This window comes from Kitasatospora sp. NPDC059408, assembly GCF_042751525.1.
Classification (GTDB): Bacteria; Actinomycetota; Actinomycetes; order Streptomycetales; family Streptomycetaceae; genus Kitasatospora.
Genome location: NZ_JBHYWI010000015.1, coordinates 21,077 through 37,683 on the forward strand (window position 1 = coordinate 21,077; position 16,607 = coordinate 37,683).

The window sequence follows — 16,607 nt, forward strand, 5'->3', positions numbered from 1 at the left end:
GGGATCATGACCGCATCACCTGAAGCGGTGGTCGAGGCCCTGCGGGCTTCGCTGAAGGAGAACGAGCGGCTCAGGAACGCCGTGCGGGCGGCGGTCGAGCCGGTGGCGATCGTCGGGATGAGCTGCCGGTACCCGTCCGGTGTCGATTCTCCCGAGAAACTGTGGGACCTGGTCCTGGAGGGCCGGGACGCGGTGTCGGGGTTTCCCGGCGACCGCGGCTGGGATCTGGCGTCACTGTTCGCCGCCGACCCCGACCAGCCGGGAACCTCGTACACGCGGGAAGGCGGGTTCCTGTACGACGCCGCGGAGTTCGACGCGGGGTTCTTCGGTATCTCGCCGCGTGAGGCCCTCGCCATGGACCCGCAGCAGCGGCTGCTGCTGGAGACGTCCTGGGAGGCCGCCGAGCGGGCCGGCATCGACCCGCTGTCGTTGCGCGGCAGCAGGACCGGGGTCTTCGCCGGTGTGATGTACCACGACTACGGCTCCCGGCCGGGCCTGGCGTCCGAGGAGGCGGAGGGCTACCTCGGCACGGGCAGCGCGGGCAGCGTCGCCTCCGGCCGGATCTCCTTCACGCTGGGCCTTGAGGGGCCCGCCGTGACGGTGGACACGGCGTGCTCGTCGTCGCTGGTGGCCCTGCACCTGGCGGTCCAGGCGCTGCGCCGGGGCGAGTGCTCGCTGGCCCTGGCCGGCGGTGTGACAGTGATGTCGACCCCGTCGACGTTCGTGGAGTTCAGCCGTCAGCGCGGGCTCGCCCCGGACGGGCGCTGCAAGTCCTTCGCCGACTCCGCGGACGGGGCCGGGTGGAGCGAGGGCGCCGGGGTGCTGCTCCTGGAGCGGCTGTCGGACGCCCACCGCAACGGACGCCGTGTCCTTGCCGTGGTGCGCGGCAGCGCGGTGAACCAGGACGGCGCGAGCAGCGGGTTGACGGCGCCGAACGGGCCGTCGCAGCAGCGGGTGATCCTGCAGGCCCTCGACGACGCGGCGCTGTCGGCCGCGGACATCGACATGATCGAGGGGCACGGCACGGGCACGCCGCTCGGCGACCCGATCGAGGCGCAGGCGATCCTCGCGGTCGCCGGCCATGACCGTGAACGCCCGCTGTGGCTCGGCTCCGTGAAGTCGAACATCGGCCACACCCAGGCCGCGGCGGGCATCGCCGGGGTCATCAAGACGGTGCTGGCGTTACAGCACGGTGTGCTACCCGGGACCCTGCACGTCGACGAGCCCTCGACCCGGGTGGACTGGTCGGCCGGGGCGGTGGAGCTGCTGACCGAGACCCGGGACTGGCCCGACCCCGGGCGCCCGCGCCGCGCGGGGGTGTCGTCCTTCGGCATCAGCGGCACCAACGCGCATGTGATCGTGGAGGAGGCCCCGGACAGCGGCGGGGGCGGCGACGAGCGCCCGCCCGAGGCCGGGGGCGTCCCGCTGCCGTGGCTCGTGTCGGCCCGCGGCGAGGAAGCGCTGCGGGCCCAGGCCGGGCGGCTGGGCCGGTACCTGGAGGACGGCCCTGCCCTGCGCCTCGCCGACGTGGCGTACTCGCTGGCCACGACGCGGTCGGCCTTCGACCACCGCGCGGTCGTCGTCGCGGCGGACCGTGCCGAGCTGGTGCACGGCCTCGGCCGCCTCGCCGAGGGCGAGGTGCCCGCCTCGGGCGCACGCGGCACGGTGTCCGACGGCAAGCTGGCGTTCCTGTTCACCGGTCAGGGCGCGCAGCGGGTGGGCATGGGACGGGACCTGTACGCGCGGTATCCGGTGTTCGCCGACGCCTTCGACGCGGTCTGCGCCGAACTGGACCGGCATCTCGGCCGGCCGCTGCGCGACGTGGTCTTCGGTGGCCCCGGCACCGAGGGACTGCTCGACGAGACGGTCTGGACCCAGCCTGCGCTGTTCGCGGTCGAGATCGCCTGGTACCGGCTGGTGGAGTCGTGGGGTGTGCGCCCTGATCTCGTGTCCGGCCACTCCGTCGGCGAGCTGGCCGCGGCGCACGTCGCGGGGGTGCTGTCGCTCGCGGACGCGGCCACCCTGGCCGCGGCCAGGGGCCGGCTGATGCAGGCGCTGCCGCGAGGAGGCGCGATGACGGCGGTGCAGGCGTCCGAGGAGGAGGTGGCGCCGCTGCTGGCACAGCGGCCCGGGCGTGCCGGGCTCGCGGCGGTGAACGGCCCCGCCTCGGTGGTGGTTTCCGGTGACGAGGACGCCGTCGCGGAGGTGGCGGCGCACTTCGCCGGCCGGGGACGGAAGACGCGGCCGCTGCGGGTGAGCCACGCGTTCCACTCGCACCGGATGGACGCGATGACCGAGGACTTCGCCGCCGTGGTGCGGACCGTGTCCCTGCACGCTCCGCGGATCCCGGTGGTGTCCGCGCTGACCGGCACCGTGGTGGCGGCCGGGGACCTGCGCACCCCCGAGTACTGGGCGCGGCACGCGCGGGACACCGTCCGGTTCCTCGACGCGGTCCGCGCCCTTCAGGCCGAGGGCGTCACCACGTTCCTGGAACTCGGTCCGGACGCCGTGCTCGCCGCACTGGGCCAGGAGTGCGCCGACGGCGGCGACCTCGTCTTCACGGCGGTCTCGCACCGGGACGAGCCCGAGCTGCGGACCCTGCAGGCCGCGCTGGGACAGCTGCACGTACGGGGCGTCGGGGTGGACTGGGCGGGCGTGCTCGCCGGCACCGACGCCCGGACGGTGCCGCTGCCCACCTACGCCTTCCAGCGCCGGCGCCACTGGCTGGAGGCCGCGGGCGGTGACGGGGCCTCGGCCCGGGTCGACGATCACCGCTACCGCGTCGACTGGGCGCCGCTGCCCGCGCCCACCGCGCCCCGGGTGTCCGGCCGTTGGCTGGTCGTGTTGCCGGAGGGCGTCGCCTGCCCGGCGGACGAGCTGTCGGCGGCGCTCGGGCGCGCCGGGGCGGACGACGTCGTCCGGCTGAGCCTCGATGCCGTGACGGGGACCGACCGGACGGCGCTCGGCCTCCGGCTGCGCGAGGCCACCGGGGAGCAGCCGTTCACGGGTGTGATGTCTCTCCTGGCCGTGGACGAGCGGCCCCTGCCGGACAGCTCTGCACTGACCTGCGGCCTCGCGGCGACGGTGGTGCTGGGGCAGGCGCTGGGCGACACCGGGACCGGCGCCCCGCTGTGGTGTCTCACCCAGGGTGCGGTGGCGGTCGGCCCCGACCCGGTGCGGCGCCCGGCGCAGGCGACCGTGTGGGGGCTGGGGCGGGTGGCGGCGCTCGAATGGCCGGACCGGTGGGGCGGCTTGGCCGATCTGCCGGAGTCGGTGGACGAGACCGCGCTGTCGCGCCTCGTGGCGGTCCTCGCCGAGCCGGGCGGCGAGAGCCAGCTGGCCGTGCGGGCCGATGGCGTCCTCGGCTGCCGGCTGGTGCGCTCCCCCTCGGCCGAGACGCCGGTGCGGCGCGTCTGGCAGGCCACGGGCAGCGTCCTGGTGACGGGGGGGACGGGCGGACTCGGCGCGCAGGTGGCGAGGTGGCTGGCCGGCCAGGGCGTCCCGCACCTGGTGCTGCTCAGCCGCCGGGGGCCCGCCGCGCCCGGCGCGGCTGGGCTGGAGGCCGACCTGCTCCGGCTGGGCAGCAAGGTGACCGTCGTGGCCTGCGACATCACCGACCGGGACGACCTGCGCCGGGTCGTCGAGTCGCTCCCCGAGGACCGTCCGGTCACCGCCGTCGTGCACGCGGCGGGCGCGGTCCAGGAGGAGACACCGCTGGCACGGTGCGACCTCGCCGAGATGGCCGAGGTGATGTCCGGCAAGCTCGCGGGGGCGAGGAACCTCGACGCCGTCTTCGACGGCTGCGGCCGGCCCCTCGACACGTTCGTCCTCTTCTCCTCCGGCGCCGGGCTGTGGGGCAACACCGGGCAGGCGGCGTACGCGGCGGCCAACGCGTTCCTCGACGCCCTGGCAAGCTTCCGCCGGGCACAAGGGCGCGCCGCGACCTCGGTCGCCTGGGGCGCCTGGGGCGGCGGCGGGATGGCCGCCGGGTCGGGCGAGTTGCTGCTGCGGCGCGGTGTCCCGCTGATGGCTCCGGAGACGGCCCTCGCGGGTCTGCGGGCCGCGCTCGACCGCGACGAGACCGCCACCGCCTTCGCCGCCGTCGACTGGGAGCGGTTCGCGCCCGCGTACGGCGCGTCCCGCTCGCGTGCGCTGCTGAACGACCTGCCCGACGCACAGCGCGTGCTGCGCGGCGACGCCGGGCCGGGGCGCGCCGGGGCGCTGCGGGAGCGGCTGGCGTCCATGTCCGGGGAGGAGCAGGAGCGGCTGCTGCTCGACCTGGTGCGCACCCACGCGGCTGCCGCCCTCGGCCACCGCGCGGCGCAGGACGTCCGCGCTGCGGCGACGTTCCAGGATCTCGGGTTCGACTCGATGGCCTCGCTGACGCTGCGCAGCCGCCTCAACGAGGCCACGGGTCTGACCCTGCCGACGACCGTGGTCTTCGACCACGCCACCCCGGCCGCGCTGGCCCGGCACCTGCGCACGCAGGTCCTCCCCGAGGGCGTGCGGGCCGACGCGGTCCTCGCCGACGTGGACCGGCTGGAGACGGCGGTCGAGGCGATGGACGCCGACGACGAGACGCGCGCCCGTGTCGTCACGCGGCTGCGGACGCTGCTGTGGAGATGGGCCGAGCCCGGCCTCGTCAGCGCCGGGGCGCCGGAGGGCGACGCCCTGATGCTGGCGACCGACGACGAGATGTTCGACATCGTCAACAAGGAGCTTGGGATCTCGTGACCAGCACTGAGGACAAACTTCGCCAGTACCTGAAACTCGTCACCACCGAGCTCCGCCAGACGCGGGCACTTCTGGAGCACGCCGAGCAGAAGGAGCACGAACCGGTCGCGATCGTGGGCATGGGATGCCGGTTCCCCGGGCACGTCGAGTCCCCGGAGGACCTGTGGCGCCTGGTCCGCGACGGGGCCGACGTGGTGTCCGGGTTCCCGCAGGGGCGCAACTGGGACGTGGAGGACCTGTACGACCCGGAGCCGGGCCGCCCCGGCAAGAGCTATGTGCGCACCGGCGCGTTCCTCGACGACGCGTCCGGTTTCGACGCGGAGTTCTTCGGGATCAGCCCGCGCGAGGCGCTCGCGACGGATCCCCAGCAACGGTTGTGGCTGGAGGTCACCTGGGAGGCGTTGGAGCGGGCGGGCATCGATCCGGTGTCCCTGCGGGGCAGCAGGACCGCGGGCTTCGTCGGGATGACGCACCAGGGGTACGCCTTCCCCTCGCGCCCGGACCCGGACGACGAGGTCGCCGGCTACCGGCTGACCGGGAGCACTGCGGCCGTGGCCGCCGGACGGGCCTCCTACGTGCTCGGGCTGACCGGTCCCGCGGCGACCGTCGACACCGCCTGCTCGTCCTCCCTGGTGGCGCTGCACCTGTCGGTCAACGCGCTGCGCTCCGGGGAGTGTTCCCTGGCGCTGGCGGGCGGGGTGACCGTCATGTCCACCCCGAACGCCTTCGTGGAGTTCAGCCGGCAGCGCGGTATGGCCGCGGACGGCCGGTGCAAGCCGTTCGCCGCAGCCGCGGACGGCACCGGCTGGGGCGAGGGTGCCGGCGTCCTGGTGCTGGAGCGCCTGTCGGACGCGCAACGCCACGGCCACCCCGTGCTCGCGGTCATCAGGGGCTCCGCGGTCAACCACGCGGGTGCCGGGAACGGGCTGACGGCGCCCAACAGCCCGTCCCAGCAGCGGCTGATCCGTGAGGCGCTGGCGCAGTGCCGGCTGTCGCCGTCGGACGTGGACGCCGTGGAGGCGCACGGGACCGGGACCACGCTGGGCGATCCGATCGAGGCGCAGGCGCTTCTGGCGACGTACGGCCAGGACCGTTCCGGTGACCGGCCGCTGTGGCTGGGCTCGGTGAAGTCGAACATCGGCCACACCCAGGCCGCCTCCGGCGTCGCCGGTGTCATCAAGATGGTGATGGCCATGCGGCACGGCGTCCTGCCGCGCACCCTGCACGTCGACGAACCCACCCCGCACGTCGACTGGACGGCCGGCGCCGTCCGTCTGCTGACCGAGAACCGGGCCTGGCCCGACAGCGACCGCCCACGCCGCGCCGCCGTCTCCTCCTTCGGCGTCAGCGGCACCAACGCCCACGTCATCCTCGAACAGGCACCCCCGGAAACCACCGTCACCGACGGGGACGAGCAAGCGACCCCGTCCGTCACGCGGACCCTGCCATGGATGGTGTCCGGCGCGAGCCGCGAGGCGCTGCGGGCGCAGGCGCAGCGCCTGGCCTCTTTTGCCGACGCCCACCGCGAGGTGACCGACGCGGACATCGGCCGCTCCCTCGTGACGACCCGGGCGGTCTTCCCGCACCGGGCGGTGGTCGTCGGCTCCGGCAGGGACGAGTTCGTGCGGGCGCTGACGGCGCTGTCCCGGGGCGAGGAGTCCCCGGCGGTCGTCTCCGGAACTCCGCCGCGCGACGGGGAGGACGCCGGGGCCGGGCGGTGCCGGACCGTGTTCGTCTTCCCCGGCCAGGGCGCGCAGTTCGCCGGCATGGCCGTCGGCCTGCTGGACTCCTCCCCCGTCTTCCGGGACGCCCTGCGGGAGTGCGCCGACGCACTCGCGCCGCATGTGGACTGGTCGCTGCTCGACGTGCTGCGCGGGGCGGACGCCGGCTGGCTGGAGCGGGTGGACGTCGTCCAGCCCGCCCTGTTCGCGGTGATGGTGTCGCTGGCGGCCCTGTGGCGCTCGGTGGGCGTGGAGCCGGACGCCGTGGTGGGCCACTCGCAGGGCGAGATCGCCGCCGCCTGCGTGGCGGGAGCCCTCTCGCTCCAGGACGCGGCCCGCGTGGTGGCGGTGCGCAGCAAGGCGCTGCGGGCGCTGGCCGGGCGGGGCGCGATGGCCACCGTCGCGCTGGGCGAGGCCGAGGCCGGGGCTCTCGTCGGGCGGTGGGGGGAGCGGCTGTCCGTGGCCGCGGTCAACAGTCCCTCCTCGGTGGTGGTGTCCGGCGACGCGGACGCGCTGGAGGGCCTGATGGCCCGGTGCGCCGAGGACGGCGTACGGGCGCGCCGCGTCCCGGTGGACTACGCCTCGCACTCCCCGCAGGTCGAGGAGGTGCGCGACGAGCTGCTGGAAGCGCTCGCCGGTGTCTCGCCCGCCTCCCCGCGCACGCCGTTCTTCTCGACGGTCACGGGCACCGCCCTGGGCGCCGGTGAGCTCGGGCCGGACTACTGGTACCGCAACCTCCGCCAGGTCGTGCGGCTGGCGGAGGTGACCGGGGAGCTGGCGAAGAGCGGTCACGACGTCTTCCTGGAGATGAGCCCTCACCCGGTGCTCACCGTCCCGCTCCAGGAGACCGTGGAGCACTCCGGGACGGACGGTGTGCTCGTCACCGGGTCGCTGCACCGGGACGACGCGGGGGCGGACGGTTTCCTCCGGTCGGCGGGCAGGCTGTACGCCCACGGGGCCGCGCTCGACTGGGCCCGGGTGTTCGCGGGCGGCGGGCGCCGGGTGGATCTGCCGACGTACGCCTTCCAGCGGCGCGGCTACTGGCTGGACGACCGTGGCGCGAGCGCGGACCTCTCGGCGACGGGCCTGTCCCCGGCCGGGCATCCGCTGGTCAAGGCGGTCGTCGCCGCCGCGACCGGGAACGGTCTGGTGCTCAGCGGACGGATATCGGTCCGTACGCAGCCGTGGCTCGCCGACCACGCCGTGCACGGCGCCGTCCTCCTGCCGGGCACCGCGTTCCTCGAACTGGCGCACCACGCCGGCCGGTTGCTGAACGCCGGGCAGGTGCGTGAACTGACCGTCCAGGCTCCGCTCCTCCTGTCCGGCGACGAGGCGTTGACCCTTCAGGTGGTGGCGGAGAGCGGGGACGAGGGCTGGTCCGTCACCGTGCACTCCCGGGTCCGGGACGACGAGCCCTGGACGCGGCACGCGACCGGTCTCCTCGTCGCCGAAGAGCCCGCCGCCCCGGTGGAGAGCGGGGCGTGGCCGCCTGCGGGCGCGGTCGCGGTCGACGTGGCCGGCCACTACGCCCGGCTGGCCGACCAGGGGTACGCGTACGGTCCCGCCTTCCAGGGGCTGCGGGCCGCCTGGCGGCTCGGGGACGCCGTCTTCGCCGAGGTGCGGCTGGACGAGGAGCACCTCTCCGACGCCGAGTCGTTCGGCCTGCACCCCGCGCTGCTGGACGCGGCCCTGCAGACCGTCGCGCTGACCGGCTCGGACGACGGCGAGGGGGCGGCGGCCCGGCTGCCCTTCTCGTGGAGCGACGTGTCCGTGCACACGGCCGGGGCCGGCGCCCTGCGCGTACGGCTGGCGCCCGTGGGGCCGGACGCGGTGACGCTCACGCTCACCGACTCGTCCGGCAGCCCGGTGGCCTCGGTGGGTTCGCTGGCCCTGCGGCCGGTCGATCCCGCTCAGCTGGGCCCGGCCCGGCTCTCCCGGCACGACGGCCTGTCCGGGCACGACGGGCTGTTCCGCCTCGACTGGACCGCAGCGCCCGCCCGGCGGGCCGAACCGCCCGCGCGGTGGGCGCTGGTGGGTGCCGTTCCCGGATACGAGGAGCCCTGGGACACGCCGTCGGCGGACCACCGCACCGAGGTGCGCCGGCACCGCGATCTGGCCGCCCTGGGCGAACACGTCCGTTCCGGTGCGGCGGAGCCCGAGGTCGTGGTGGCGTCCTGCGTCCCGGACTCCGCCGCCGGGTCCGCCGGCGGGGAGGGGTCCGTGCGGGAGACGGCGGGGCGGGCGCTGAGCCTGGTCCAGTCCTACCTCGCCGACGAACACCTCGCCTCGTCGCGGCTGGTCCTGGTGACCCGCGGCGCGGTCGCGGCACGGGAGCGGGACGTCCCGGACAGCGCGCAGGCGGCGGTCTGGGGCCTGGTGCGGACGGCTCGGACGGAACACCCGGACCGCTTCGTCCTGGTGGACGTGGACACCGGCCGCATCTCCCCCGAGCAACTGGCGGCGGCGCTGGCCACCGGGGAGGAACAGGTCGCCGTGCGCGCCGACGAGGTCATGCTGCCCCGGCTGGCCGCGTCGGACCGGCCCGCGGAACAGCGCGGTGCGCGGCGGCCGTTCACCGGCGGAACCGTCCTGATCACCGGCGGCACCGGCATGCTCGGCGGCCTCGTCGCCCGCCACCTGGTCACCGCCCACGGGGCAGCGCGGCTGCTGCTGGTGAGCCGTCAGGGCCCGGCGGCCCCGGGTGCGGCGGAGCTGGTGTCGGAGCTGTCCGCGCTGGGGGCCGAGGCGGAGGTGGCGGCGTGTGACGTGGCCGACCGGGACGCCCTGGCGGCGACGCTGACCCGGATACCCGCCGATGCGCCGCTGACCGCGGTGATCCACACCGCCGGGGTCCTGGAGGACGCGGTGGTGACCTCCGTGACACCCGACCGGCTGAGCCGCGTCCTGCGCCCGAAGACCGACGCGGCCGAGCACCTCGACGCGCTGACCCGGGGGACGGACCTCTCCGCGTTCGTGCTGTTCTCGTCGGCGTCGGGGGTCCTCGGGACGGCCGGACAGGGGGCGTACGCCGCGGCGAACGCGGCCTTGGACGCGCTGGCACAGCGCCGCCGGGCGAGTGGCCTGCCCGCGCTGTCGCTGGCCTGGGGGTTCTGGGAGCGGCAGAGCGCGATGACCGGGCACCTGGCGGAGGCGGACCTGGCCCGGATCGCGCGTTCCGGGATGCGCCCCCTGTCGTCGCAGCAGGGCCTGGAACTCTTCGACAGGGCGCTGACGGCCGATGACGCGGTCCTGGTGCCCATGCGGCTCGACCCGGTGGCGCTGCGGGCGCGGGCCGCGTCCGGCGCGGTCCCACCGGTGCTGCGCGCGCTGGCCGGACCCAAGGCGGTGCCGTCCGGGCGCTCCGGTGCGGGCGCCGTGGAGCCGGCCGTGCTGGAAGGCGTGGATGCCCTGTCCGAGAGCGAACGCGAGCGGGTCCTGCTGAAGCTGGTGTGCTCCACGGTCGCGGCGGTGCTGGGACACCGGTCCGCGGATGACATCTCCGACACCCGGGGATTCCTGGAGATGGGGTTCGACTCGCTGACCGCGGTCGAGCTGCGCAACCGGCTCGCCGCCGCCTGCGGGCTGCGGCTGCCGACCACGCTCGTGTTCGACCATCCCACGCCGCGTGCCGTCGCCTGTCACCTGGGCACACTGCTGGCCGGGAACGAGGACCGTGCGGCGGAGGCGGTCATCGCCGGCCTCGACCGGCTGGCGGACGGCCTGCGGGGCACGGCCCTGCGGGACGAGGTGCGGGAACGGGCGGCGGCACGCCTGGCGGAGCTGCTGGCCGAACTGACCGGGCAGCCCGGCCCGGCCTCGGGCACGGAACTCGACGCCGCTACCGACGAGGAACTCTTCGATCTGGTCGACAACGGTTTCCTGCAGGCGAAGTGACGGGCCGTCTGGCCGGCCGGACGGGAAGGAGCGGAACACGTGACGAACGAGACCAAACTGCGTGAGTACCTGAAGCGGGCGATCGCGGACGGCCGGCATACGCAGGCACGTCTGGACGAGGTCGAGGCACGGGCCCGGGAGCCGATTGCCGTGGTCGGCATGGCCTGCCGGTTCCCGGGCGGCGCGCGGAGTCCCGAGGAGCTGTGGCAGATGGTCGCCGACGGCCGCGACACGCTGTCCCCGCTGCCGGCCGACCGGGGCTGGGACCTCGACCGGCTGCTGGGCACCGGTGACGGCCGGCCGGGCAAGTCGCACGCCGGGATGGGCGGATTCCTCCACGACTGCGCCGAGTTCGATCCCGAGTTCTTCGGGATCAGTCCGCGCGAGGCGCTCGCGATGGACCCCCAGCAGCGCCTGCTGCTGGAGCTCGCCTGGGAGGGGTTCGAGCGAGGGCATCTCGACGTCGACGCCTTACGGGGCAGCCGCACCGGCGTGTTCCTCGGGGTGATGTACAGCGACTACGGCGGACGGCTGCGGGAGGCGCCCGAGGAGCTGGAGGGCTATCTCGGCAACGGCAGCGCCGGCAGTGTCGCGTCCGGCCGGCTGTCCTACACGTTCGGGCTGACCGGTCCCGCGGTGACCGTGGACACCGCCTGCTCGTCCTCCCTGGTGGCGCTGCACCTGTCGGTCAACGCGCTGCGCTCCGGGGAGTGTTCCCTGGCGCTGGCGGGCGGGGTGACCGTCATGTCCACCCCCGGCGTGTTCGTGGAGTTCAGCCGGCAGGGCGGGCTGGCCGCGGACGGCCGGTGCAAGCCGTTCGCCGCAGCCGCGGACGGCACCGGCTGGGGCGAGGGTGCCGGCGTCCTGGTGCTGGAGCGCCTGTCGGACGCGCAACGCCACGGCCACCCCGTGCTCGCGGTCATCAGGGGCTCCGCGGTCAACCAGGACGGGGCGAGCAGCGGGCTGACGGCGCCGAACGGTCCTTCGCAGGAGCGGCTGATCCGTGAGGCGCTGGCGCAGTGCCGGCTGTCGCCGTCGGACGTGGACGCCGTGGAGGCGCACGGGACCGGGACCACGCTGGGCGATCCGATCGAGGCGCAGGCGCTTCTGGCGACGTACGGTCAGGACCGTTCCGGTGACCGGCCGCTGTGGCTGGGCTCGGTGAAGTCGAACATCGGCCACACCCAGGCCGCCTCCGGCGTCGCCGGTGTCATCAAGATGGTGATGGCCATGCGGCACGGCGTCCTGCCGCGCACCCTGCACGTCGACGAACCCACCCCGCACGTCGACTGGACGGCCGGCGCCGTCCGTCTGCTGACCGAGAACCGGGCCTGGCCCGACAGCGACCGCCCACGCCGCGCCGCCGTCTCCTCCTTCGGCGTCAGCGGCACCAACGCCCACGTCATCCTCGAACAGGCACCCCCCACGGAGACCCGCCGCCCCGTGGACGGCACGCAGGCCCTGGACTCCGGCGTCGCCCTGCCGTGGGTGCTGTCCGCCAAGACCGACGACGCGCTGCGGGCGCAGGCGCGCGGCCTGCTCACGCACCTGGACGAGCGGACCGACGTACCGCTCGCCGACCTGTCGTGGTCACTGAGCCGCCGTGCCGCGCTCGGCCACCGCGCGGTGGTCGTGGCCAGGAACCGAGAGCAGGTGCGCCGGGCGCTGGGCGCGCTGTCGGACGGCGGTACCGCGCCCGGTCTGGTGCGCGGCACGGCCGGCCGGCCCAAGGTCGCGTTCCTGTTCACCGGTCAGGGAAGTCAGCGCCCGGGGATGGGGCAGGCGCTCTACGAGGCGTTCCCGGCGTTCGCCGAGGCGCTGGACGAGGTGCTCGAACAGCTGGACGTCCGTCTGGGCCGTCCGCTGAAGGAAGTGATCCTGGGCGACTCCGGGCACGAGGATCTGCTGGACCGGACCGCGTACGCGCAGCCGGCGCTGTTCGCCTTCGAGGTGGCGCTGTTCCGGCTGCTGGAGCACTCGGGTGTGCGGCCGGACTGCGTCGCCGGCCATTCGGTGGGAGAGCTGGCCGCGGCGCACGTCGCCGGTTGCCTGTCCCTGCCGGACGCCGCGCTGCTGGTGGTCGAGCGCGGCCGGCTGATGCAGGGGATGCCCTCGGGCGGCGCGATGGCGGCCGTCGAGGCGAGCGAGGCCGAGGTGCTGGCGGCTGTGGACGGCGTGCGCGACAAGGTCGCCGTCGCGGCGGTCAACGGCCCGTCCTCGGTCGTCGTCAGCGGGGACGCGGCGGAGGTCGAGCGGATCGCGGGCGGGTTCGCCGCGCGCGGGCGCAAGACCCGGCGGCTGCGGGTGAGCCACGCGTTCCACTCCCCGCACATGGAAGGCATGCTGGACGCCTTCCGTGAGGTCGCGCGCCGCGTCGACCACCGGCCGCCGCGTATCCCGCTGGTCTCCACGCTGACCGGGGACGTGGTCACGGCGCAGGAGCTGGCTTCCCCCGACTACTGGGCCCGGCACGCGCGCCACGCGGTGCGTTTCCTCGACGCCGTCCGCACCCTCGAAGCCCAGGGGGTGGACTCGTTCCTGGAGCTGGGGCCGGACGCCGCGCTGACGCCGATGGCGGACAGCTGTCTCACCGGCAGGAACGCGGTGGCACTGGCGGCGGTCCGGGCCGGCCGGCCGGAGGAGGAGACGCTCGTCACGGCGCTGTCCCGGCTGCACGTGCACGGCGTACCGGTGGACTGGCGGACGTACCTGTCCGCGGCCGGGCCCCGGCTCGTCGACCTGCCGGCCTATCCCTTCCAGCGCCGGCGCTTCTGGCTCGCCCCGTCCGCGGACGGGGAGGCGGGGCAGCCCCACCGGGCCGGGCAGCGCGACCTGCCGCACCCCCTGCTGCGTGCGGAGGTGGACGTGCCGACGGCGGAGACGGTCCTGTTCACCGGCAGGCTGTCGGCGGCGGAGCAGCCCTGGCTCGCCGACCACACGGTGCTCGGCGCCCCGGTGCTGCCAGGGGCCGCGCTGGTGGACATGGCGCTGACGGCCGGCCGGGAGACCGGCCTCGCGGACGTCGAGGAACTCACCCTCCAGGAGCCGCTGGTCCTCCCCGAGGATCACGCCGTCCACGTCAGAGTCGTGGTCGACGCTCCGGACGCCTCCGGACGCCGGCCGGTGAGCGTCCACTCCCGGCCGGAGGACGCGCCCTCGGCGCAGACGTGGACCCGGCACGCCACCGGTCTCCTCTCCGCCGCCGGTCTCCTCTCCGCCAGCGGCGGGGAGCCGGAGCACCCCGTGGTGTGGCCGCCGGACGGCGCGCTCGCACTGGACACGTCCGGCCTCTACGCGGAGCTGGCCGCCGCGGGCCTGAGTTACGGGCCGTTGTTCCGGGGGGTGCGGCGGGCGTGGCGGCGCGGTGCGGAGATCTTCACGGAGGTGTCGCTGCCGGAGGAACGCACGCACGAGACCGGCGGGTTCTGTCTGCATCCGGCGCTGCTGGACGCCGCACTGCACGGTGCCGGCCTGGGCGGCCTGGTCGGGAGCGAGGGCGGGGCCATGGTGCCGTTCTCCTGGAGCGGTGTGTCGCTGCACGCGGCCGGGGCGTGCGCGCTGCGTGTCAGGCTGGCGCCGGACGGGCCCGGCAGCATCGAGGTGGCCGCCTCGGACCTGGACGGCCGGCCGGTGATGTCGGTACGGGGCCTCGCGCTGCGGCCGATTTCCCGCGAGCAGATCCGCGCCACGCAGAGTGTCCGGGACGGCGCTGTCTTCCGGGTCGACTGGGCCGGGACGGCGGCACGCGACGCGGTGCCGGTACGGCGCTGTGCGGTCGTGGGTCCGGGCGGTGACGGGTACGCCGGGGCTCTGGAGGCCGGTGGTGTCCGGGTGGGCCGCTTCGCCGGCGTGGCGGACCTGGGGAACGCGGTCGCCGCCGGTGAGGCGGTGCCGGATGCCGTGGTCGTGGTCCTGGGGCCGGGCGCGGGGTCGGTCGTCGCGGCGAGCCACGCCGCCGTCCACGAGGCGTTGGCGGTGGTCCGGTCCTGGCTCGCCGACGGGCGGTTCGCGCAGGCACGTCTCGCCTTCGTGACGAGCGGCGCGGTGGCCGCGCGCCGTGGGGAGGACCCGTCGGCGCTGGCCCACGCGCCGGTGTGGGGCCTGGTCCGGTCCGCGCAGACGGAGCATCCGGGCCGCTTCGTGCTGATCGACGTGGACGGTGAGGACGGGTCGTCGGGCGCGCTGAGCGCCGCGCTCGCCTGCGGCGCGTCCCAGGTGGCGATCCGCTCGGGCGCGCTCCTCACCCCTCGGCTCGCCAGGGCGGCGGGGGGCGGCGTGCCCGGGGATCTCGCGCTCGCCCCCGAGGGCACCGTGCTGGTGACCGGGGGCACGGGGGGCCTGGGCCGACAGGTGGCCCGTCATCTGGTGGAGCGCCACGGCGTACGGCACCTGCTCCTCGCGAGCCGTCGCGGCCGGGCCGCCGACGGGGCCGCCGAGCTGGTCGCGGAGCTGGCGGAGCTGGGCGCCGAGACCACCGTGGCCACCTGCGACGTGTCCGACCGGCAGGCCCTGGCGCAGCTCCTCGCGGGCGTGCCCGCCACGCATCCGCTGAGCCTGGTGGTGCACGCGGCCGGTGTGCTCGACGACGGGGTGCTCACCTCGCTGGCCCCGGAGCAGCTGGACAGAGTGCTGCGGGCCAAGCTGGATTCCGCGTGGCACCTGCACGAGCTGACCCGGGACAGCGACCTCGCCGGGTTCGTCCTGTTCTCCTCGGCGTCCGGTGTCCTGGGCGCCGGGGGGCAGGGCAACTACGCGGCGGCGAACGTCTTCCTCGACACGCTGGCGCAGCACCGGTCCGCCCAGGGGCTGCCCGCCGTCTCGCTGGCCTGGGGGCCGTGGGAGGAGAGCAGCGGCGGCATGACCGGTACGGCGGCCCGGAACCCGCTCGCCCGGCTCGCACGCTCGGGGGTGGCCGCCCTCTCCTCCGAGGAGGGCCTGGACCTGTTCGACGTGGCCCGGTCGGGTGCCGAGGCATCGGTCGTCCTGATGCACGTGGACACCGTCGCGCTGCGTGCGGCGGGCTGCGAGGAGGTGCCGACGCTGCTCAGGGGGCTCCTGCCCGCGCCGCCGCCTGCGCCGACTACGGCTACGGCTACGGCCCGCAGGAACCTCGCGGATCTCGGCGCGGAGGAGCGGCGGGAGGAGTTCCTGGATCTGGTGCGGACGCGCGCCGCGAGCGTGCTCGGCCACACCGACCCCGGGGCCCTGGACGTCTCCCGGCCGTTCCTGGAGGCGGGGTTCGACTCGCTGACCGCCGTGGAGCTGCGCAACGCCCTGAGCGAGGCGACCGGCCTCCGTCTTCCCGCCACGATCGTGATCGACAGCGCCACACCGGCCGGGCTCGCCGAGCGGCTCGACGCGCTGTTCGGCGCGAGCCGGTCCGGGCAGGACGCCGTCGCACACCGGACGCAGGACACCGTCGACGTGCTGTACCGGCAGGCATGCGCGCAGGGCAGGATCGGTGAGGGGAACGCGTTCCTGGTGGCCGCCGCCCGGCTGCGGCCGACGTTCACGGCGTCGCAGGACGGGGCCGTGCGGGAACCGGTCCGGTTGTCGAGCGGCCCCGAGCGCCCCGCCCTGGTCTGTTTCCCCACCGTGGGGGCCTCGTCGAGCCCGCTCCAGTACGCCCATTTCGCCGCGGCGCTCGCGGGCGTCCGCGAGGTGTCCGCGATGCAGGTGCCGGGCTTCGTCGAGGGTGAGGCGCTGCCCGCCGACTTCGCCACCATGGTGGAGACGCAGGCACAGGCGGTCCTGCGCCACACGGCCGGCGACCCGTACGTCCTCGTCGGCTACTCCTCCGGCGGCTGGCTGGCCAACGCGGTGGCGGGCCGTCTGGAGGAGACGGACCGCGGCCCGTTGGGCGTGGTGCTGCTGGACACGTACTTCGCCGACAGCCGGCTCCCGCTGATCCAGCCCGCGCTGACCCGGGGCATGTTCGACCGGGAGGAGTCGATCGGCAGGATCGACCACGTGCGGTGGACCGCGATGGGCGCGTATCTGGGCATGTTCGCCGGCTTCTCCCCGGCACCGACCCGTGCGCCCCATCTCCTGGTCCGCGCCACGGCCCCGCTGCCTCCGGTGGACGGCTCCCCCGAGGTCCCGGCGGACGTCTGGAAGCAGGACCCGGCGTTCCCGATGGACGTCCGGGAGGTGCACGGCGACCACTTCACGATCGTGGAGGACGACGCCGGAGCCGCCGCCCTGGCGGTGCACCGATGGCTCTCCGCCCCCCTTCCCGGCCTGTGACAGGCCTTCCGC

At 75.3% G+C, this 16,607-nt stretch carries 2 protein-coding genes and 1 pseudogene; all 3 read left to right on the plus strand.

The genetic code is table 11. The features are described 5' to 3' along the window. The first annotated feature begins 6 nt into the window (after nucleotides 1–6). Nucleotides 7–4,734, plus strand: a complete 4,728-nt coding sequence (locus tag ACFXDE_RS12720) for an SDR family NAD(P)-dependent oxidoreductase (protein WP_380493560.1) — start codon at nucleotides 7–9, stop codon at nucleotides 4,732–4,734. Further along, the gene (locus ACFXDE_RS12725) at nucleotides 4,731–10,349 is read left to right on the plus strand and encodes a type I polyketide synthase (protein ID WP_380493562.1); all 5,619 of its coding nucleotides are present in this window, start codon (nucleotides 4,731–4,733) and stop codon (nucleotides 10,347–10,349) included. The genes ACFXDE_RS12720 and ACFXDE_RS12725 overlap by 4 nt, the downstream gene beginning before the upstream one ends. 78 nt (nucleotides 10,350–10,427) lie before the next feature. Next, a pseudogene (locus tag ACFXDE_RS12730) lies at nucleotides 10,428–16,595 on the plus strand (type I polyketide synthase); the annotation flags it as partial. Nucleotides 16,596–16,607 lie beyond the last annotated feature (12 nt).